We start from the raw sequence: 18,809 nt of genomic DNA, 5'->3' as shown, positions 1-18,809 counted from the left end.
GCTTGGGACGGATCGATACTGGGCGCGGCGTTGGACATCTCCCCTCCTTGAAAGGGAGGGGCGGGGGTAGGTCGGGCGGTTGTGGGGCGCATGCTCTCCCTCGCGGGCCGACCCACCCCCGGCCCTTCCCTGTCAGGGAGGGGAGCCATTCTGGTCGAGGCCGGAAGCGATGTTCGGCGATGCCGGTGCAGCGCCTGATCGAAAGGGCTGGCTTTCTTCGTCACCCCGGACTTGTTCCGGGGTCCACGGCTCGGCAATCGATGCGCCTTAAGGCTTTATCAACAGCGTTTGCGGCCAGGTGGACCCCGGAACAAGTCCGGGGTGACGACCCGCGAAGGACTGTCGATCGGCCCTAGCTCGTTACCGGCACGCCATAGAGATCGTGATCGTCGGCGTCCTCGATCTCGACCTTCACGATGTCACCTTGGGTCAGATGCGCGGCGTCGCGCAGGAAGACCTCGCCGTCGATGCCCGGCGCGTCGGCGGTGCTGCGGCCGGTGGCGCCCTCGTCGCCGACCTCGTCGATGATGACGTCGATCGTCCGGCCGATCTTGGCGGCGAGTTTCGCGGCGGAGATGGCGGCGGTCCGCTCCATGATCCGGGCGTAGCGTTCTTCCTTCACTTCCTCGGGCACGGGATCGGGCAGCGCGTTGGCGGCGGCCCCTTCCACCGGTTCGAAGCGGAACGCGCCGACGCGGTCGAGCTGCGCCTCGTCGAGCCAGTCGAGCAGATACTGGAAGTCCGCCTCGGTCTCGCCCGGAAAGCCGACGACGAACGACGAGCGGATCGCGATGTCGGGGCAGACCTCACGCCAGCCGCGCAGCCGTTCGAGCACCTTGGCGTCGTTCGCCGGGCGCTTCATCGCGCGCAGGACGTTCGGCGCGGCATGCTGGAACGGAATGTCGAGATAGGGGAGGACCAGCCCCTCAGCCATCAGCGGAATGACCTGATCGACGTGGGGGTAGGGGTAGACATAGTGCAGCCGCACCCACGGTGCGATCTGGCCCAGTTCGCGCGCCAGATCGGTCATGTGCGGCACGACCTCGCGCCCCTTCCACGCGCGCGGCGTCCGGCGGATGTCGATGCCGTAGGCCGAGGTATCCTGGCTGATGACCAGCAGTTCCTTCGTGCCGGCGGCGACCAGCTTTTCGGCTTCGCGCAGGATCGCGTCGGGGCGGCGGCTGACGAGGTCGCCGCGGATCGACGGGATGATGCAGAACGAGCAGCGGTGGTTGCAGCCCTCCGAAATCTTCAGATAGCTGTAGTGGCGCGGCGTCAGCTTCAGCCCGCTTTCGGGGACGAGGTCGACGAAGGGCGACGGGATCGGCGGGGCGGCTTCATGCACCGCCTCGACCACCTGTTCATATTGGTGCGCGCCGGTGACGGCAAGGACCTGCGGGAAGCGGGCGCGGATCGTGTCGGCTTCCTGCCCCATGCAGCCGGTAACGATGACCCGGCCGTTCTCGGCGATCGCCTCGCCGATCGCCTCGAGCGATTCTTCCTTGGCCGAATCGAGGAAGCCGCAGGTGTTGACCAGCACGACGTCCGCCCCGGCATAGTCGGGCGACATCGCATAGCCGTCGCTACGCAGTTTCGTCAGGATGCGTTCGCTGTCGACGAGGTTTTTCGGACAGCCGAGCGAAACCATCCCGACACGGGGGGGCGAGGGAAGTCGAGTTGCCATGATCGCATGGGCACATAAGCGTTTCGCCGAAAAATAATAGGGGGCGGCGGAACCTCTCGCCCCGACGGGAAGAACGTGCGCCCGGCGGCGGGGATTATCGCTTCACGACTTCGACGATCATGTCGCCGCGTTCGAGGTGCCGTGCCTCGACGCTGTCGAGCGGCGCCGCGCCCCCGCCCCGATAGACGCGCAGGCCGATGCCGGTGGTGATTGCAGACAGCGGCTGGCCGATCTCATGCTCGGCGACGGGGCGCTGCGCCAGCGCGACCGTGCCGCCGATCGAGGCGAGGTCGAGCAGATAATCGGCGATGTGCGGCCCGCGGCACGATCCGGCGAGCAGCAGCCCAGCAAAGCTGACCGGGTTGATGACCGTGGTCGCCCCGGCGGCGCGCGCCGGAAACTCATTGTCCTCGGTCTTCACGATCACACTGATCGGCACGTCGGGGGCGAGGTGGCGGGCGGTGAGCGTCACCAGGATCGAGGTATCGTCGCGGCCGGTGGCGACGATCAGCGCGCGGGCGGTGGCGATCCGCACGTCGGTGAGCGTCGCGTCGCGCGTCGCATCGGCCTCCAGCACGATGCAGCCGAGTTTCTGCGCGCGTGCGATGTTCGCGGCCAGCGGATCGATGACGACGATGCGGCGCGGCTCCTCGCCGCGCGCGATCAGTTCGTCGACCGCTTCCGCGCCGGTCCGGCCGAAGCCGGCGACGATGATGTGGCCGGTCAGTTTCTGTTGCAGAAGGGCCATGCGCCAACGCTCCCAGCTACGTCGCAGGACGAATTGATAGGTGGTGCCGATGAACAGCAGCACGACGAACACCCGGATCGGCGTGACGATCAGCGCGTCGAACAACCGGGCGCGTTCGCTCACGGGTGCGATGTCGCCATAGCCGGTGGTCGTGATCGAGATCATCGTGAAATAGATGACGTCGACGAAGCTGACCTGTCCGTCGTACGTGTCGCGCAAGCCGGCGCGATCGAACCAGTGGACGCCGACCGCGATGCCGACCAGCGTCAGCACCGCGACGACCCGCCACAGGATCGATGCCCAGACCGGGAGCGGCGAGGACTGGCGCAGGATCGCCTTTCCCCGGGGGCGGGTCATCGCCGGGGCAGTCGCGCCAGCGGGTCGACGGGGGTGCGGCCGTTGCGGATCTCGAAATGCACCTGCGGCCGGTCGGCATAGCCCGAATCGCCCGACAGCGCGATCTTCTGCCCGCGCTTCACCGCCTGTCCGCGCTGGACCAGCAACTGGCTGGCATGGCCGTAGACGGTGGCGAGGTTGCCGCCGTGGCGGATGATGACGACGCCGCCCAGACCGGGCACGCCGGTGCCGACATAGGCGACGGTGCCGTCCGCCGCCGCCGTGACCGGGGTGTCGAGCGGCACGCCGATCTTGATGCCGTTGGTCCGCTCGCCGCTGTCGCCCGCACCGAAGCGTTTGAGGACGCGCCCGTCGACCGGCCATGCGAAAGCGCCCGGCGTGATGCTCGGCGCGGCGACGACGGCGGTGGAGGGCAGGACGCGGCGTGGCGAGGTGACGGGGCGGGCCGGACGCTCGCCCGCCTCGATCGCGGGTTCGCCGCCGGTCAGGATGTCGTCGATGTCGAGCCGGAAGGCGGCGGCACGTTCGGCGGCGGAGCGCGGCGCGGCATCCCCGGGGATCAGGATGCGCTGGCCGGTGCGCAGGATATAGGGTTCGGCAAGGCCGTTGGCGGTGACGATCCGCGACCAGTCGACGCCGTAGGCGCGGGCGATGGCGATGCCCGTCTCGCCTTCGCGGACGCCGTGATAGCGGCCGCCGGGGATCGTCAGCCGCTGGCCGACGCGGATGGTGAACGGCGGTGGCAGATTGTTGGCGCGGGCGATCGCTTCCGATCCGGCCCCCGTCGTGTTGGCGACACCGCGCAGCGTATCGCCCGGCTGCACGACATAGCTGCCATTCGCGACGGTGCGCGCGCTGGCGACGACACGGCGTGCCTCCCATGCCGGTGGCGGCGAGGGGAGCGCGGTGACGCCATCGCCCTTCGATTCGGTGGCGGGCGGGGTGCCGGGCGCGGCGAGGGGGCCGCGCTGCGGTGGCGGCGTGCCGGGGTCCATTCGGTCGGGGCCGGGCGGGATGCAGCCGGCGAGCACGGCTGCCAGCGACAGCGCGGCGATGCGTTTGGTGACTGGCTGCATTGGTCCCCCCATGACCCCTCCGGTTCGCGTCGGCGTCAGCCGGCCGGCGTCAGAACCTCGCTCCCGACATAGCGCCGCAGCGCGTCGGGCACCACGACCGACCCGTCGGCCTGCTGGTAATTTTCGAGCACCGCCACCAGCGTGCGGCCGACCGCCAGCCCCGAGCCGTTGAGGGTATGGACGAAGCGTGTCGCCTTCTCCCCCTCGGGCCGGTAGCGCGCGTTCATCCGCCGCGCCTGGAAATCGGTGCAGGTCGAACAGCTCGAAATCTCGCGGTAGCGGTTCTGCCCCGGCAGCCAGACTTCGAGATCATAGGTCCGCGCCGCCGAAAAGCCCATGTCGCCGGTACACAGTTTCATCCGCCGGAACGGGAGGGCGAGTTGGTTCAGGACATCCTCGGCCGCCTGCGTCATCCGCTCATGCTCGGCCTCCGACTGGTCGGGGGTGGTGATCGACACCATCTCGGCCTTTTCGAACTGGTGCTGGCGGATGAAGCCGCGCGTGTCGCGGCCCGCCGCCCCTGCTTCGGAACGGAAGCACATCGTCAGCGCGGTGAAGCGCAGCGGCAGTTCCTTTTCGGCAAGGATCTGGCCGGCGACGATGTTGGTCAGCGATACCTCGGCGGTGGGGATCAGCCAGCGGTCGTCGGTGGTGCGGAACAGGTCGTCGGCGAATTTCGGCAACTGTCCGGTGCCATAGAGCGCTGGCTCGCGCACCAGCACCGGCGGCACGACCTCTTCATAGCCATGGATGCCGGTCAGCGTGTCGAGCATGAACTGGCCGAGCGCGCGGTGGAGCTTCGCAGCGGCGCCGCGCACCAGCGTGAAGCGCGCGCCCGACAGTCGCGCGCCGGTTTCGAAGTCGAGGCCGATCGCCGGGCCGATCGCGTCATGCTCGCGCGGCGTGAAGGCGAAGCTCGCCGGATCGCCGACGGTCTTTTCGACGACATTGTCGTCCTCGTCCGCGCCCTGCGGCACGTCGGCGAGGGCGAGGTTGGGGATGGTTTCGAGCGCGTGCGTCAGCTCCTGCGCGAGTGCCGCTTCCTCGGCCTCGATCGCGGGCATGCGGTCCTTGAGCGCGGCGACCTCGCCCATCAACGCGGCGGCGGCTTCCTCGTCACGGCGGGCCTTGGCCGCGCCGATCGCCTTCGACGCCTCGTTGCGGCGCGCCTGTCCGGTCTGAAGTTCGGTCTGGAGCGCGCGGCGTCGCTCGTCGATCGCCGCCAGCTCGCCCGATCGGCCGGCAAGGCCACGGCGGGCGAGGGCGGCGTCGAAGGCGGCGGGATCGTCGCGGATCAGGCGAATGTCGTGCATGCGCCGGGCTATGGCTGGCGATCCCCACCCATGCAAGCCGCAACCGGTATCGCCCCCGGCGCGTTCCCCCACCCGAAGCCACAAGAGGAGCGAGAGTGATGCGTATTCCCCATGACGCCTGCGTGCTGGTCGCCGACGGGCGCAAGATGCTGTTCTTCCGCAACAAGGGCGATGCCGATGCGCCGAACCTGATCGTCGAGGATCAGCAGCAGCAGGCCAATCCCGCCGACCGTCATCAAAAGACCGACGCCGCCGGACAGGGATCGTCGATCCGCGGCGGCAATTTCGCCAGCGGCGGCGGCAGCATCGGCGAGACCGACTATCACCAGCAGGCCGAGGACCGTTTCGCGGCGCAGGCCGCCGAGGAACTCAAGCGCCGCGCGCTTGCCAACGAGTTCGAGACGCTGATCGTCGTCGCGCCGCCCAAGACGCTGGGCGAGATGCGCAAACATTATCACCAGAGCGTCAGCGCCCGGCTGGCGGGCGAGCTGGATAAGGACCTGACCGGCCATCCGGTCGATCAGATCGAGAAGCTGCTCACCAACGCCTAGGGCCGATCGACATTTAGCCAGACGATGGCTCCTGGCGGCTCCCCTCCCTTGTCAGGGAGGGGAGCAGATTGGGAAGCCATTCCGCTTCGACAGGGGAAATTTGCCCTCGAACCTTCTCGTCATTCCCGCGCAGGCGGGAATCCATACACGCCGACGGCGGTGATCGAATCTAAGCCGATGCGTTGATGGGTGCCCGCCTGCGCCGGAACGACGGCCAAGGCTTGGTATTGGCCGATACGACACGGGCCGCGCGATCACTCGCGCGGCCCGTTCGATCCCGTTGCCGGTGCGGCTCAGGCGGTCGACGTCTTCGACTTCGCGAGACGCTTGCGCGCGACCAGCGCGGCGGCGGCGGCACCGAACAGCAGCAGCATCGGGGGAGCAGGAACCGGGGTCGGCCCGCCCGAGCTCGTCGAGCTGCCACCGTGCGACGAACTGCCGCCATTCGAGCTCCACCCGCCGTTCGAGCTCCAGCCCTTGCTCGACGATCCATTCGAGGACGAGGACGTGCTGGTCGAGGTCGACGAGCCGTTCGACGAGGACGAGGTGCTGGTCGACGATCCATTCGACGAGCTGGAGGTCGAGGACGACACGTCGCCGCTGGACGAGGCCGACGACGATACGTCGCCGCTCGAGGAAGCCGACGAGGAAACGTTGCCGCTCGACGAGGATGAGACATTGCCGCTGGACGAGGACGAGACGTTCCCGCTGCTCCCGCCCGATGCCGAGGACACGTTGCCGCTGCTGCCGCCCGACGCGGACGACACATTGCCGCTGCTGCTGCTGCCACCCGATGCGGACGATATGTTGCCGCTGCTCCCGCCGGAAGCGGACGACGTGCTGCTGGTGCTCGATACGCCGCCGGTGCTGGTCGACGAACCGCCGGAGCCGCCCGATCCGCCCGATGCGGAGGAGGTCGACGATCCGCCCGACCCACCCGACGAGGTTGAACTGGACGAGCCACCCGAGGAGGTCGAGGATGACCCGCCGCTGGTGCTCGACGTCGAGGAGACGACGATGCCGCTCGACCCGCCGCCCGACGATCCGCCGCCGAAGAACCCGCCCGCGAAGAAGCCGCCACCGCCGAAGCCACCGCCGCCGGTGCCGCCGACCAGCACCGGGCCGGCCCCGCCGAAGCCGCCACCGCCGCCCGACAGCATCGGCATTTCCGCACCGAGGAAGGCGGGGGGCAGCGGCACGGGCGCGCCCTGGCTGGCGACGGTCACGACCGCCGGGGCGCAGGTCGTCTGAGTCCGGGTGACGACGCGGCGGACCACGCGCTGGCGGGCCTGACGCTGCGCCACTGCCCGTTTGGTCACGACGCGCTTGGTGATCGCCCGCTTGGTAATCTCGCGATGGGGGGAGGATTCGGCGACATGCACCGCACCGCCGCCGATGACGGCGCCACCGCAAGCGCAAGCGCAGAGCTTTGCCAATGCCATCTTAACCGACATGCCGTTCCACTCTTTCCCTACCCGCCCCGTGACCGCGGCGATTCCATGACCCTTGCGGCCATGGCTCACCAAGACGAAACAAAGCGTAAAGTTCAACACCCTTAACCACGATCAGGCGTCGTTAGTATGGACGTCCCCGCCTTGCCAGCGGGTTGTAATGGTTAACGTACCGTAAAGAGACATGGGAATAGAGCGGTTTTCATACCGCCGCTTCGACTCGGGGTGATCGACCACGACAAACGGTGGGCCAAGCGGCGACGAGTCGGCCGGCGATCATTCCCGTGCGTTCTGCGCGGCTTGTGGTCGAACGCCCCGCCCGATATAGGCCCGCGGGAAAAGACGGGTCGGGACCTTCGCCGGTGGCGTTCGGCGGCATACCGGAGCGGAGACTGGGGATGGCAACGGCTTTGAGCGATACGACACAACCACTCGATATGCCGCCGCCGGTGAACGACGACGGCAGCGGTTATCGTCCGCATAACGACGAACCGTTCATGAACCCGCGGCAGCAGGCCTATTTCCGGGCCAAGCTGCTGGCGTGGAAGGACGCGATCCACCGCGAGGCGCAGGGAACGCTGGCGCATCTCCAGAACGAATCGCTGCGCGAGGCGGACCTGACCGACCGTGCGTCGAGCGAAACCGACTGGTCGATCGAACTGCGCACCCGCGACCGGCAGCGCAAGCTGATCTCCAAGATCGAGGCGGCGATCCGCCGGATCGACGATGGCGAATATGGCTATTGCGAAGTCACCGGCGAGCCGATCGCGCTGGCCCGGCTGGAGGCCCGTCCGATCGCAACCATGACCGTGGAGGCGCAGAGCCGCCACGAACGGCAGGAAAAGGTTTCGCGGGAAGAATAGGGAGTATGGACGCGGGACCGGGGCGGTCCCGCGCCGATGGCGTCAGATGGACGTCATCTCCTGCTTTACCATCAGCTTGCGCTTCTTGAGCGACGACAACAGGCTCTGGTCCGGCGAGGGGCGCTGGGTTTCCATTGCGATCTGGCGGTCGAGCGTGGCGTGCTTCGCTTCGAGAGCGTTGAGGTGGCCGGTCTGCATCGATCCATTCTCCTGCTTGCTTGATGGGGCATGGAGTAAAACACACGAGTTGACGATTGTCGCCATCGTAGGTGCCATTTTCGGTGCGACGTGCAGGAATCGCGGATAGAGCGTTGCGCGGGGCCAATGGAGTGACGGATCGGCAATGGACGAATCGGACCTTGAACAGCGGCTGGCGGTGCTGCGTGTCGAGCATCGCGACCTGGACGATGCCATCGCCGCGCTGGCGGGGGCGGGGGCGGCCGATCAGTTGCAGCTCGCCCGGCTGAAACGGCGCAAGCTGCGGCTGCGTGACGAGATCGCGGCGATCGAGGACCAGTTGATTCCCGACATCATCGCCTGATCGTCACGTTCGGGGACAGTTGGTGCCGACGGTCCACCGATCGAATCGTTTCGTGGCGGGGGACGGCATGCCATCCTTCGCCCCATGGAAACGCACAGCAGCTCGGCCGTCGTTCAGCGGCATCTGGTCGATTCGCTCTATGTCGAGGCGATGGTGCTGGCCGACGAGGCGCGCGCCTATTTCGACGATGGCGGGCGGGGCGAGCGGGCGATGCTCGATCCGATGACGCGGGTGGTGTTTTCGTGCGAGTCGCTCAAGATCACGACGCGGCTGATGCACGTCATCGCATGGCTGTTGACGCAGCGGGCGGTGGCGGCGGGCGAGATCAGCGCGGTCGCGGCACGCGATCCGGCGCGGCTGCTGGGGCCGGCACCCCGGACCGAGGAGCGGGTGTTGCAGGCGATGCCGAACGGCACCCGGACGCTGGTGGCCGCCAGCATCGACCTGTACCGCCGGGTCGAGCGGATCGAGCGGGCGCATGAGGGGCCGCCGCCGGCCAGTCCGGCACGAGCGATGTTTGACCGGCTGGCGCTGGCGCTGTAGTCGATCCATCTGGCCGGAAACGTCGCCCCAGCGAAGGCTGGGGCCTCAAGCGGCTCTTGTACTGCGCCACCCGCGAGAGATCCCAGCCTTCGCTGGGATGACGTCTGTTTTGAGGTGGCTGGATTGTTCTCAAGCGGATCAAACAGCCAAGCGCATCCTTGCAGCCTGATATTCCGCCGCCAGTTGCGCGATACGGGTCGCGGCGGGGAGCACCGCGTCGACCGCGCCGATGCCCTGGCCAGCACCCCAGATGTCTTTCCATGCCTTGGCCGTGCTGGCGGCAAAGTCCATCGTCGTGGCGTCGCGTTCGGGCAGGGCGTCGGGATCGAGCCCGGCGGCGAGGATCGAGCCGCGCAGGTAATTGCCATGCACCCCGGTGAAGGCGCTGGTGTAGACGATGTCGGCGGCGTGGCCGGCGACGATCGCATCCTTGTAGGCGGGCACGGCGCGGGCTTCGGCGGTGGCGATGAAGGGTGATCCGATATAGGCGAGATCGGCCCCAGCGGCCTGGGCGGCGAGGATCGCGCCGCCGTTGGCGATCGCGCCCGACAGCAGCAGCGGCCCGTCGAACCAGCGGCGGACTTCCTGGGTGAAGGCGAAGGGGTTCAGCCGGCCGGCATGGCCGCCGGCACCGGCGCAGACGAGGATCAGCCCGTCGGCGCCCTTTTCCACCGCCTTGTGGGCGAAGCGGTCGTCGATCACGTCATGCAGGGTGATGCCGCCCCAGCCATGGACGGCGGTATTCAGTTCCTCGCGCGCACCCAGCGAGGTGATGACGATCGGCACCTGCCATTTGGCGCAGGTCGCGACATCGGCGTCGAGGCGATCGTTCGAGCGGTGGACGATCTGGTTGACGGCATAGGGCGCGGACGGGCGGTCGGGGTGGGCGCGATCATGCGCGGCGAGCGCTTCGGTGATCTGGTGGAGCCATTCGTCGAGCTGGCCCTGCGGCCGGGCGTTCAGCGCCGGGAAGGAGCCGACGATGCCGGCGGTACACTGGGCGATGACCAGTTCGGGGCCGGACAGGATGAACATCGGCGATGCCACGACGGGCAGGGCCAACCGGTCGAACAAGGAAGGAAACGCCATATACGTTGCATAGCGCAACCCGAATTGCTGTCCATGGCGAAGTTTACAAAGTTTACACTACGCACAATGCTACGGGAACGGGCCGGTCGTTGTTCTACAAGGGCTTGGCGGCATTCTCTCGACAGCGCCCGTGCGTTCTACCCCGATCGCCCGCTGTAGGACAGGTCAGCCGGTCATGACCTGATAGAGCAGGATCGAGTTCAGGGTGATGACCGCCGCGCAGATCGTCCATGCCGCCACCGCGAGAACGGGCCGATTGGCGAACGGCCCCATCTTGCCCTTGTCACCGGTGAACTGGACCAGCGGATAGACCGCGAAGGGCAGTTGCAGGCTGAGCACCACCTGGCTGCCGACCAGCAGTTGCGCGGTGCCGCTTTCGCCATACAGGCTGGCGACGACGACGGCGGGGACGATCGCGATCAGCCGGGTGACGATCCGCCGCAGCCATGCCGGGAAGCGCAGGTTGAGGAAGCCCTCCATCACGATCTGCCCTGCGAGCGTGCCGGTGATCGTCGAATTCTGACCCGAGGCGAGCAGCGCCACCGCGAACAGGATGCTGGCCGCCCCGGCGCCGAGCATCGGCGTCAGCAGTTGATAGGCGTCCTGAATCTCCGCCACATCGGTCCGCCCGGCGGTGTGGAACGCGGCGGCGGCCAGCACGAGGATCGCGCCGTTGATGAACAGCGCCAGCATCAGCGCGATCGAACTGTCGATCGTCGCCAGCTTCACCGCCTCGCGCCGCCCTTCCGGCGATCGGTCGAAGCTGCGCGTCTGGACGATCGAGGAATGGAGATAAAGGTTGTGCGGCATCACGGTCGCGCCGAGGATGCCGATCGCGAGATAGAGCATCGCCGGATTGGTAACGATCTCGGTCGTGGGGATCAGCCCGCGCGCGATGCCGGCGAGCGAAGGCTGCGCGAGGAACAGCTCCACCGCGAAACAGCCGGCGATGATGAGCAGCAGCGCGACGATGAACGCTTCCAGCTTGCGGAAGCCATATTGTTGCAACAGCAGGATCAGCATCACGTCGAGCGCGGTGATGCACACGCCCCACACCAGCGGAATGCCGAACAGCAGTTGCAGCGCGATGGCGGTGCCGATCACCTCGGCCAGATCGCAGGCAATGATCGCGAATTCGCACAAGCCCCACAGCATCCAGCGGACAGGCCTGGGGTAATATTCGCGGCACGCCTGCGCGAGATCGAGCCCGGTAACGATGCCGAGCTTCGCCGAGAGCGATTGCAGCACCATCGCCATGATGTTCGACAGCAGGACGACCGAGAGGAGGGTATAGCCGAACGCCGACCCGCCGGCGATGTCGGTCGCCCAGTTACCCGGGTCCATATAGCCGACCGCGACGAGATAGCCGGGGCCGGCGAAGGCCCCGAGCTTGCGCCAGAACTGCCCGGCCCCTTCCGGCACGGCGACCGTGCGGAAGGAACCGGGGAGGCTGGGCCGGCGATCGGGCACGGCATCGTTCGCGGCGGGCGGCGGTGCCATCGTCGGTCCCTCCGGATGATCGGTCAGTTCGCGCCGCTCGTCTTGAGCAGACCGTTGACCCCGGCGGGGAAGAACCCGCCCTGTGCGACCGACTGGTTGGTCAGATAGACCACGTTCAGCACCTGCGCCGGCGTGCGGGTGAAGGTGAGGCCGGTGCCGTCGGTCGGCACGATGTTCGAGGCGTTGTTGACCGCGCGGACCCCTTGATCGAGATCAAGCGCGCCGTCGAGCGCATCGCGGGCGTTCGAAATCTGTTCGGTGCGCTCGATCAGCGTCGGGGCGGCGATGCCCTTGCGGTACAGCACCGAGCGGACGAGGCCGGCATGATACGCCTCCGCCGCGTGGATGCCCGCCGCTGCGTCGATATAGGTCTTGTTGGTCAGGAAGGCGATCGCGCCCTTGTAGGCGGTGACGCCGACGTCTTCGAACAGGAACGCGCCGAGCAGGAAGGATTCGTCGTTCTCATAGACGTCGAACGCCGCGTTCGCGCCGATGATGCCCGCCGCGCGGGCGGCGGCCGAAAAGGCGCTGGCGGCGGTCACGCCGATGTCGATCGCCGGCTGCGCGACCGTCGCCGAGCCGATCGCCGAGCGCAGGAAGGCAACATGGGCGCGTTCGTCGGCAGCGATCTCGCGCGCATATTGCGCGACGAGCGGGTCGGTGAAATTCACCTGCCGCCCGCCGCTGACCGCGCCTTGCGTGCCGGTGCCGGTCAACAACGTGTTGGGCAGGCCGGCACCGGTCGCGGCGAACGAATAGAATTGCGCTTCGAGATATTCGAGGTTCAGCGCGAAGTTCAACACGTCGGCATCGGTCGCCGGGGTCGCGGTGGCGGTTGCCGTGGGGGTCGGCGACGGCGTCGGTGTGGGGGTGGGCGTGGACGAACTGTCGTTGCCGCCACCACAGGCGGCGAGCAGCGAGGCCCCGGCGACGGCAGCGGAGACGCCGCCTGCGGCGCGCAGGAAATCGCGGCGATGGGCACGGCGCACGTCGGCGGCTTCGAGCACCTGAAGGATGGGATCGTTGGTCATCGTGAAATACTCCGGGCTCAGTTCGCGGCGCTGGTCTTGACGGTGCCGTTGACCCCGGCGGGGAAGAAGCCGCCGAGGCTGACCGAAGCCTTGTTGAGATAGACGATATTGAGCACCTGCTGCGGGGTGCGGCCAAAGGCGAGGCCGTTTGCGTCGAGCGGCACGATGTTCGACACGTTGCCGATCGCGCGGACGCCCTGATCGAGATCGGTCGCCCCGTCGAGCGAATCGCGCGCGTCCGAAATCTTTTCGGTCGCGTCGATCAGCGACGGCGTGGTCAGCCCCTTGGTATAGAGCGTCGTGCGGATCATCGCCGCGTGATACGCCTCCGCCGCGAGGATGCCGGCCGCTGCCTGCAATACCACCGCGCTGGAAAGCTGCGCCGCCGCGCCCTTGTAGGCGGTGACGCCCACGTCTTCGAACAGATAGGCGGCGAGGAGGAAATCATTCTCGTTCGCATAGGGGTCGAATGCCTGGCCCGCGCCGATCAGCCCGGCGGCGCGCGCCGCGTTGGAGAAGGCGCTGGTCGCGGTCGCCGACAGGTCGAGCGCGGGCATGGCGATGGCGGTGGCGCCGATCGCGGCGCGCAGGAACTGGACGTGGGCGCGTTCGTCCGCCGCGATCTCGCGCGCGAAATTGGCGACGACGGGATCGGTGAACGTCACCTGCCGGCCGCCGGTAACGGCGCCGGGGGTGGTGCCGGTGGGACCGGTCAGCAGCGTCGCGTCGAGCCCGGTGCCGGTGGTGGCATAGGCATAGAATTGCGCTTCGAGATATTCGAGGTTGAGCGCGAAATTGAGCAGATCGCCATCGGTCAGCCCGCTGCTGGACGTCGCGGTGGGCGTCGGCGTGGGGGTCGCGGTGGCGGTGGCGGTCGGCGAGGGGGTGGGCGATCCGCCCGAATCATCGTTGCCGCCGCACGAGGTGAGCGCCATGCCGCCGCCGATCGCAGCGGCGGCCCCCATGGTGCGGAAGAAGTCGCGGCGCCCTTCGCGGCGGCGCACCCGCGCCTCGAGTGCTTCCATCATCTGCGTATCGTCGGTCATTCGCCGCATTCCTTACCCTGTGGCCCCGACCGCGCGGTGGCGGGCGACGCGGGCCGATCCCTGGCTGTCGGTCATGGGCCGGGGGCCGGACCATGGTTCAGACAAGCCGCTGTATTGACTGTATCGCGTGCGCGCTAGGGTCTGATCCACTTACGTGGATGCGGTGCCGGCCCGCTCCCCCTCCCGACCACCCATTCAGGATACGCTGTGGGTGGCCGGGAGGGGGAGCGGGCCGGCACCGCCTTCGAGACAAGCGTCATCCAAGTTTTCGCACCGAGTCCCGTTCGATCAGGCGGTGGTCGTGCGGCAGGACGTCGGGCACCGCCACGCCGGCGAACTGGTCGAGCAGCAGGCCGGTGGCGCTGACCGCCATTTCGAACACCGGCTGGCGCACGGTGGTGACGCGCGGCCATGCGATGCGGCCGATTTCCGAATCATCGAAGCCGACGATCGAGAGCTGGGCGGGCACTTCGATGCCGACCTCGCGCGCGGCCATCAGTGCGCCGACTGCCATGTCGTCGTTCTGGGCGAGGATCGCGGTCGGCGGCTGATCCATCGCCAGCAGCGCGCGCGCGGCGGTGAAACCCGAATCGAAGGTGAAGCGGCCGTCGAGCACCAGCGCGGGATCGATCGCGACGCCCGCGGCGGCGAACGCCTGTTCGTATCCCGTCATCCGCGCATCGCTGGCGGTATGGGTCGGATCGCCCTTGATGATCGCGATGCGGCGGTGGCCGTGGTCCAGCACATGCGCCGCGATGTCGCGCGCGGCGGCAATATCGTCGAGCGTGACGCCCGGCACTATATCGTCCCAGCGGGTCGGCGCGATCCGGGCGAAGGGCATCCCGATGCCGACCAGTTCGTCGAGAATGCGGCGGTCGTTCGACGCCGGCGGGGCGAGGACGACGCCGTCGACCGCCGCCGAGCGGAGCAGGCCCACGACCTCGTCGGCATGGTCGGCGATCGAGCGGACGGGCAACACGACCAGCCGGTACGGCTCGCCGCGCAGCCGGTCGAGCACGCCCATCTGCAATTCGACGGTGTAGCTGGGCGAGGGGTTTTCATACACCAGCCCGATCAGGTGCGAGCGTTGCCGCGCGAGGCCTTGGGCCATGACGTTGGGGTGATAGTCGAGGGCGCGGACCGCGTCGCGCACCTTGTCGCGCACCGCTTCCTTCACATGCGGTTCGCCGTTCAGCACGCGCGAGACGGTTTTGGTGGATACGCCCGCGCGCGCGGCGACGTCGACGATGGTAATGCGCTTGGGGCCGCGCGACCGGGGTGGCTGCATGCGCGGCATCTCGGCCATGGCCGGGCGTGCGTGTCAACCTTGGCGGGGTCGTTTGGAACCGCGCGGTTGCGCGTTTCGCGGTGCCGGCCCGCCGCTCCTCCCGACCATCGATCAGGATACTGGCGTGGGTGGCCGGGAGGGGGAGCGGGCCGGCACCGCCTCGAAACTCGCGCTTTCGCGAATTTCAAACGGGTTTCCGGGCCGGTTACAGGATCGTCATGTGTCCGCCATGCCGTCGCAAAGCGCCGTGGGCCATGGTAGTGGCGAAAGGAAATGTTTCGATGTCGATCGCGCGGATACTGGGCGTCGCCGTGGTTGCCGTGGCCGGCGTGGCAGCGGCGATGGCCGACGGGCCGCGATCGGTCGCGATCGGCGGGGCGACCTTTGCGGGGCAGGTCGATGCGGCGGGCCTGGTCGTCACCAGCCTGCGCAGCGGCGGCGCGGCGCAAGGGGCGGGCCTGCGCGTCGGCGACGTGGTCGATGTGGTCGACGGTGTGGCGCATCCCGGCGTCGCGCGGCTGGCGGCGGCGGCGCATGGGAGCCATGCGGTGCTGCACGTCAGGCCGAGGGGTGACGGGCAGGCCCGCACGCTGCTACTGCACGGCGGCGGAGGTGGTGCGTGAAACTATTGGTGGTCGAGGACGACGACGATACCGCCGGCTATATCGCCAAGGGGCTCACCGAGGCGGGCCATGTGGTCGATCGCGCCGGCACCGGGCGTGACGGGTTGTTCCATGCGATCGACGGCGGCTACGACTGCATCGTCATGGACCGGATGCTGCCGCAGATGGACGGCATGGCGGCGATCGCGGCAATGCGCGCGGGCGGCGTGACGACGCCCGTTCTGATCCTGTCGGCGATGGGATCGCCCGACGACCGGGTCGCCGGGCTGACGTCGGGCGCCGACGATTATCTGACCAAGCCGTTCGTCTTCGCCGAATTGCTGGCGCGGGTGACGCTGCTCGCGCGCCGCGCCGCGCCGGGCACCCCGGTCGCCGAGACGAAGCTGACGTGCGACGACCTCGAGATGGACCTGCTCGCGCGGCGGGTGAAGCGTGGCGGCGTGGGCATCGACCTGCAACCGCGCGAATTCCGGCTGCTCGAATATCTGCTGCGCCATGCCGGACAGGTGGTGACGCGCACGATGTTGCTGGAGGGGGTGTGGGATTATCACTTCGATCCGGGCAGCAACGTGACCGACGTGCATATCAGCCGGCTGCGCCGCAAGATCGACGACGGGCAGGCCCGCCGGCTGCTGCATACGGTGCGCGGATCGGGCTACAAGCTGGGGATCGAGCCCTGACGCGCCGCTGGGTGCGATCGGCCACGCTGCGCTTCGCCGCGCTGGTCTTCGCGCTGCAACTGGCCGGGGCCGGGGTCACGCTGCTGGTGGTGCGGCAGATCACCGCCGACCGGTTGACGCAGGCCGCGACCGGGGAGGCCGAACGGCTGCGCGGGCAGTTGCTCGACGCATGGGCGGCGGGGGGACAGGCCGGGGTGGCGCGCGCGGCGCTGGCACGGCTCGACCGGAGCGACCGGCCGCAGTCGGTGGTGCTGCTGACCGCGCCCGGCGGACGGGTGCTGGCCGGCAATGTCGCGGCATGGCCGCCCGATGTGGTGGCGGGGCCGCCGACCACGATCGAGATTTTCCGCGTCGACCGCGACCGGCCCGAACGGATGCGGGTGATCGGCACTGACCTGTCCGATGGCACGCGGCTGCTGACCGGCCATGTGATCGAGGGCGAGCTGGCGTTCGTCGGCGCGCTGGAGGCGGCGATGGGCGCGGCGATGGCGGTCGCGCTGCTGCTGGCGGGGCTTGCCGGATGGGTCGCGGCGCGGATCATCGCCCAGCGGCTGGTGCGGACGGTCGATACGGTGGCGGCGGTGGCGGCGGGCGACCTGAACCGGCGGGTGGCCTTGAGCGGTGGCCACGATGCGTTCGAGGCGCTGGCGCGGTCGGTCAACGCGATGCTCGACCGGATCGCCGCGCTGGTCGGCGAACTGAAGCTGGCGACCGATGCGCTGGCGCACGACCTGCGCTCGCCGCTCACCCGGCTGCGCGCGACGCTGGAACGCGCGCTGGCCGCCGCCGACAGCGAGGAGGGGCGGCTGGCGGTGCTGCGCGCGATGGACGAGGGCGAGCGGTTGCTTGGCATGCTCGACACCGCGCTTCGGATCACGCGGGCGGAGGCGGGGATCGGGCGCGAGGCGTTCGTCGCTACCGATCTGGCTGCGATGTTGGAGGAACTTGCCGAACTGTTCGAGCCGCTGGCCGAGGATCGGGGGATGGCGATTGCCGTCACCCCGTCGCCGGCCGTGGTGGTGCCGGCGCATCGCGAGATGATCGGACAGGCAGTAGCAAATATGATCGATAATGCCTTGAAATATGGTGCGGGAACGATCCGGTTGTCGGTCGAGGAAACGGCTGCGACGGTCGCGATCGTCGTGCGCGACGAAGGGCCGGGGATTGCGCCCGACCGCCGGGTGGAGGCGCTGCGCCGGTTCGGGCGGCTGGATGCGGCGCGGCACGAAAGCGGGGCGGGGCTGGGACTGTCGCTGGTGGCGGCGGTGGCGCATTTGCATGGTGGCGCGCTGGAACTGGCGGATGCCGCGCCGGGGCTGGCGGTGCGCTTGACGATCGGACGATAGCATGAGCGAAGGCTTCGCGCAGGGAATGGTACATGACGCGGCAGCGGACGTGCGGACCGCGATCGAGGGCGACCCGGCGGTGCTCGCACGGTGGCAGGCGCTGACACCGATCGGGCGCAACGAGTTTCTGTGCTGGATCGAGGATGCCAAGCAGACCGCGACCCGTCAGCGGCGGATCGGACGGACGGTCGAGTCGTTGCTGGAGGGCAAGCAGCGGCCGTGTTGCTGGCCGGGCTGTATCCACCGCACCGACAAGGCACCGGGCAAGTGGCAGCAAGCGGTGCTGATCGACGGGAAACGGTAGCGGCGGTTGCCGGCCCCGCTGCCGCGCGGTACGACCCGGCCATGGCCAAAGCACAACGTCTCGCCCGGCTCGACGATCGCCGCATCGAACTCGAAGCCGACTATGCAGCGGCGTTGATCGCGGCGCTGCGGGTGACGGCCGCCGGGAAAGCGGGGCTGTTCGATCATCAGGCGGATCGCCGGGTGCGGGCGGCGACCGCCCCCGTCATCGACCATCTGGCCGAGATCGGCGACGCGATCGACGCGGCGCGCGAGCAACTGGGCCTGCCGGCGTTCGAGCTGCAACAACAGTTCCTGCGGTCGCGCGGACCGGTCGGCCCGCAGGCGGTGGGCGAGCCGAAGCAGGCGCAGGCGTGGCTCGACCGGTTGGGGGCCGAGCCTTTGCGCTGAAGCGGCCCTGCCGTCGTTGCGCCGCAATCCGCCGGCATCGTCTTGGGCGACGGGGAGGCGGGGCGGATGTTCTGGGCATGGTCGCTGGTTCAGGCGGTGGCGGTGCCGCCCGCGCGGATCGAGCTGACGCCGTTGTTGCCGCCGGCGCGCTGCCGGGGGGCTGCATCGGAGGACGAGATCCTCGTGTGCGGCGACGTGCGGCAGGAACGCTACCGGTTGCGCCCCGTCGATCGCACCCGCTTTGACGACACGGTGAAGGCGGAGACGGGGGTGGTCGGCGACCTGCGTGCCGCCGCCGAGGTGGAACAGGCGACGGTGGCGCCCGGCGTGGTCAGCAACCGGATGATGGTGCGGCTGAAACTGCCGTTTTGAAATTCTGTCTGGAA

The 18,809-nt window shown here is 68.6% G+C and carries 21 protein-coding genes; 11 read left to right on the top strand and 10 right to left on the bottom strand.

What is annotated here, in order from left to right:
* Positions 1-352: 352 nt before the first annotated feature.
* The 4 genes from rimO to serS all read right to left on the bottom strand — a co-directional run bounded on the left by rimO (position 353) and on the right by serS (position 5,178).
* A complete protein-coding gene (gene rimO / locus ASG37_RS04690; RefSeq protein WP_055756500.1) occupies positions 353-1,684 on the bottom strand; it encodes a 30S ribosomal protein S12 methylthiotransferase RimO in 1,332 nt (443 codons plus the stop codon).
* A gap of 94 nt (positions 1,685-1,778) precedes the next feature.
* Positions 1,779-2,789, bottom strand: a complete 1,011-nt coding sequence (locus tag ASG37_RS04685) for a potassium channel family protein (RefSeq protein WP_055756498.1) — start codon at positions 2,787-2,789, stop codon at positions 1,779-1,781.
* Positions 2,786-3,865 carry a M23 family metallopeptidase gene (locus tag ASG37_RS04680; protein WP_082448340.1) on the bottom strand — a complete coding sequence of 360 codons (1,080 nt, stop codon included), beginning with the start codon at positions 3,863-3,865 and terminating at the stop codon, positions 2,786-2,788. The genes ASG37_RS04685 and ASG37_RS04680 overlap by 4 nt, the downstream gene beginning before the upstream one ends.
* Before the next feature lie 35 nt (positions 3,866-3,900).
* Positions 3,901-5,178 carry a serine--tRNA ligase gene (gene serS, locus ASG37_RS04675; RefSeq protein WP_055756496.1) on the bottom strand — a complete coding sequence of 426 codons (1,278 nt, stop codon included), beginning with the start codon at positions 5,176-5,178 and terminating at the stop codon, positions 3,901-3,903.
* 98 nt (positions 5,179-5,276) lie between these two features.
* Here serS and ASG37_RS04670 point away from each other — a divergent pair, with 98 nt between their 5' ends.
* From ASG37_RS04670 to dksA, 3 genes are all read left to right on the top strand, one after another.
* Positions 5,277-5,729, top strand: coding sequence for a host attachment family protein (locus tag ASG37_RS04670; RefSeq protein ID WP_055756495.1), 453 nt, complete (start codon positions 5,277-5,279; stop codon positions 5,727-5,729).
* A 327-nt stretch (positions 5,730-6,056) separates the two neighbouring features.
* Complete coding sequence (locus ASG37_RS04665; RefSeq protein ID WP_200909782.1) at positions 6,057-6,980, top strand: hypothetical protein; 924 nt, start codon at positions 6,057-6,059, stop codon at positions 6,978-6,980.
* 637 nt (positions 6,981-7,617) lie between these two features.
* Positions 7,618-8,043 (top strand): RNA polymerase-binding protein DksA, encoded by a 426-nt coding sequence (gene dksA, locus ASG37_RS04660; protein WP_230770007.1) that lies wholly within the window; start codon positions 7,618-7,620, stop codon positions 8,041-8,043.
* Between the two features lie 42 nt (positions 8,044-8,085).
* Here dksA and ASG37_RS17255 read toward each other — a convergent pair whose 3' ends face one another.
* Entirely contained in the window at positions 8,086-8,241 is a 156-nt protein-coding gene (locus tag ASG37_RS17255; protein ID WP_082448339.1) for a YdcH family protein, read from the bottom strand.
* A gap of 145 nt (positions 8,242-8,386) precedes the next feature.
* Here ASG37_RS17255 and ASG37_RS04655 point away from each other — a divergent pair, with 145 nt between their 5' ends.
* Positions 8,387-8,584, top strand: coding sequence for a DUF465 domain-containing protein (locus ASG37_RS04655; protein ID WP_055756491.1), 198 nt, complete (start codon positions 8,387-8,389; stop codon positions 8,582-8,584).
* Positions 8,585-8,668: 84 nt separating this feature from the next.
* Positions 8,669-9,127 (top strand): DUF1465 family protein, encoded by a 459-nt coding sequence (locus ASG37_RS04650; RefSeq protein WP_082448338.1) that lies wholly within the window; start codon positions 8,669-8,671, stop codon positions 9,125-9,127.
* 138 nt (positions 9,128-9,265) lie between these two features.
* On the opposite strand, the gene ASG37_RS04645 is transcribed toward ASG37_RS04650, so the two are convergent.
* The 5 genes from ASG37_RS04645 to ASG37_RS04625 all read right to left on the bottom strand — a co-directional run bounded on the left by ASG37_RS04645 (position 9,266) and on the right by ASG37_RS04625 (position 15,081).
* Complete coding sequence (locus ASG37_RS04645) at positions 9,266-10,216, bottom strand: NAD(P)H-dependent flavin oxidoreductase (protein ID WP_055756487.1); 951 nt, start codon at positions 10,214-10,216, stop codon at positions 9,266-9,268.
* Between the two features lie 165 nt (positions 10,217-10,381).
* The gene (locus tag ASG37_RS04640) at positions 10,382-11,716 is read right to left on the bottom strand and encodes an Nramp family divalent metal transporter (RefSeq protein WP_055756486.1); all 1,335 of its coding nucleotides are present in this window, start codon (positions 11,714-11,716) and stop codon (positions 10,382-10,384) included.
* Positions 11,717-11,739: 23 nt separating this feature from the next.
* A complete protein-coding gene (locus ASG37_RS04635; RefSeq protein ID WP_055756484.1) occupies positions 11,740-12,747 on the bottom strand; it encodes a ferritin-like domain-containing protein in 1,008 nt (335 codons plus the stop codon).
* Between the two features lie 17 nt (positions 12,748-12,764).
* Complete coding sequence (locus ASG37_RS04630; RefSeq protein WP_055756482.1) at positions 12,765-13,793, bottom strand: ferritin-like domain-containing protein; 1,029 nt, start codon at positions 13,791-13,793, stop codon at positions 12,765-12,767.
* A gap of 256 nt (positions 13,794-14,049) precedes the next feature.
* The gene (locus tag ASG37_RS04625) at positions 14,050-15,081 is read right to left on the bottom strand and encodes a LacI family DNA-binding transcriptional regulator (RefSeq protein WP_082448406.1); all 1,032 of its coding nucleotides are present in this window, start codon (positions 15,079-15,081) and stop codon (positions 14,050-14,052) included.
* A 281-nt stretch (positions 15,082-15,362) separates the two neighbouring features.
* On the opposite strand from ASG37_RS04625, the gene ASG37_RS04620 reads away from it, so the two are divergent.
* From ASG37_RS04620 to ASG37_RS04595, 6 genes are read left to right on the top strand one after another with little or no spacing between them, the layout of a single operon-like run.
* Complete coding sequence (locus ASG37_RS04620) at positions 15,363-15,704, top strand: PDZ domain-containing protein (RefSeq protein WP_055756480.1); 342 nt, start codon at positions 15,363-15,365, stop codon at positions 15,702-15,704.
* Entirely contained in the window at positions 15,701-16,384 is a 684-nt protein-coding gene (locus ASG37_RS04615; RefSeq protein ID WP_055756478.1) for a response regulator transcription factor, read from the top strand. The genes ASG37_RS04620 and ASG37_RS04615 overlap by 4 nt, the downstream gene beginning before the upstream one ends.
* 11 nt (positions 16,385-16,395) lie before the next feature.
* Positions 16,396-17,730 (top strand): sensor histidine kinase, encoded by a 1,335-nt coding sequence (locus ASG37_RS04610; RefSeq protein ID WP_235525214.1) that lies wholly within the window; start codon positions 16,396-16,398, stop codon positions 17,728-17,730.
* Between the two features lies 1 nt (position 17,731).
* Positions 17,732-18,034: a YdeI/OmpD-associated family protein gene (locus ASG37_RS04605; RefSeq protein WP_055756476.1), complete on the top strand. Its 303-nt coding sequence runs from the start codon at positions 17,732-17,734 to the stop codon at positions 18,032-18,034.
* Positions 18,035-18,075: 41 nt separating this feature from the next.
* The gene (locus tag ASG37_RS04600) at positions 18,076-18,423 is read left to right on the top strand and encodes a hypothetical protein (protein ID WP_055756474.1); all 348 of its coding nucleotides are present in this window, start codon (positions 18,076-18,078) and stop codon (positions 18,421-18,423) included.
* Between the two features lie 42 nt (positions 18,424-18,465).
* Positions 18,466-18,795 carry a hypothetical protein gene (locus ASG37_RS04595; protein WP_156349164.1) on the top strand — a complete coding sequence of 110 codons (330 nt, stop codon included), beginning with the start codon at positions 18,466-18,468 and terminating at the stop codon, positions 18,793-18,795.
* Positions 18,796-18,809 lie beyond the last annotated feature (14 nt).

The organism is Sphingomonas sp. Leaf407, from assembly GCF_001425385.1.
Taxonomy (GTDB): Bacteria; Pseudomonadota; Alphaproteobacteria; order Sphingomonadales; family Sphingomonadaceae; genus Sphingomonas.
The sequence above is the reverse complement of the archived record's forward strand: the minus strand, read 5'-3'. Positions and strand labels throughout refer to the sequence as shown.

Excerpts from the sequence above, each read along its gene's own strand:
- rimO (WP_055756500.1), bottom strand. The coding sequence starts at position 1,684 with ATGGCAACTCGACTTCCCTCGCCCCCCCGTGTCGGGATGGTTTCGCTC.
- ASG37_RS04685 (WP_055756498.1), bottom strand. The coding sequence starts at position 2,789 with ATGACCCGCCCCCGGGGAAAGGCGATCCTGCGCCAGTCCTCGCCGCTC.
- ASG37_RS04680 (WP_082448340.1), bottom strand. The coding sequence starts at position 3,865 with ATGCAGCCAGTCACCAAACGCATCGCCGCGCTGTCGCTGGCAGCCGTG.
- serS (WP_055756496.1), bottom strand. The coding sequence starts at position 5,178 with ATGCACGACATTCGCCTGATCCGCGACGATCCCGCCGCCTTCGACGCC.
- ASG37_RS04670 (WP_055756495.1), top strand. The coding sequence starts at position 5,277 with ATGCGTATTCCCCATGACGCCTGCGTGCTGGTCGCCGACGGGCGCAAG.
- dksA (WP_230770007.1), top strand. The coding sequence starts at position 7,618 with ATGCCGCCGCCGGTGAACGACGACGGCAGCGGTTATCGTCCGCATAAC.
- ASG37_RS17255 (WP_082448339.1), bottom strand. The coding sequence starts at position 8,241 with ATGCAGACCGGCCACCTCAACGCTCTCGAAGCGAAGCACGCCACGCTC.
- ASG37_RS04655 (WP_055756491.1), top strand. The coding sequence starts at position 8,387 with ATGGACGAATCGGACCTTGAACAGCGGCTGGCGGTGCTGCGTGTCGAG.
- ASG37_RS04650 (WP_082448338.1), top strand. The coding sequence starts at position 8,669 with ATGGAAACGCACAGCAGCTCGGCCGTCGTTCAGCGGCATCTGGTCGAT.
- ASG37_RS04645 (WP_055756487.1), bottom strand. The coding sequence starts at position 10,216 with ATGGCGTTTCCTTCCTTGTTCGACCGGTTGGCCCTGCCCGTCGTGGCA.
- ASG37_RS04640 (WP_055756486.1), bottom strand. The coding sequence starts at position 11,716 with ATGGCACCGCCGCCCGCCGCGAACGATGCCGTGCCCGATCGCCGGCCC.
- ASG37_RS04635 (WP_055756484.1), bottom strand. The coding sequence starts at position 12,747 with ATGACCAACGATCCCATCCTTCAGGTGCTCGAAGCCGCCGACGTGCGC.
- ASG37_RS04630 (WP_055756482.1), bottom strand. The coding sequence starts at position 13,793 with ATGACCGACGATACGCAGATGATGGAAGCACTCGAGGCGCGGGTGCGC.
- ASG37_RS04625 (WP_082448406.1), bottom strand. The coding sequence starts at position 15,081 with ATGCAGCCACCCCGGTCGCGCGGCCCCAAGCGCATTACCATCGTCGAC.
- ASG37_RS04620 (WP_055756480.1), top strand. The coding sequence starts at position 15,363 with ATGTCGATCGCGCGGATACTGGGCGTCGCCGTGGTTGCCGTGGCCGGC.
- ASG37_RS04605 (WP_055756476.1), top strand. The coding sequence starts at position 17,732 with ATGAGCGAAGGCTTCGCGCAGGGAATGGTACATGACGCGGCAGCGGAC.
- ASG37_RS04600 (WP_055756474.1), top strand. The coding sequence starts at position 18,076 with ATGGCCAAAGCACAACGTCTCGCCCGGCTCGACGATCGCCGCATCGAA.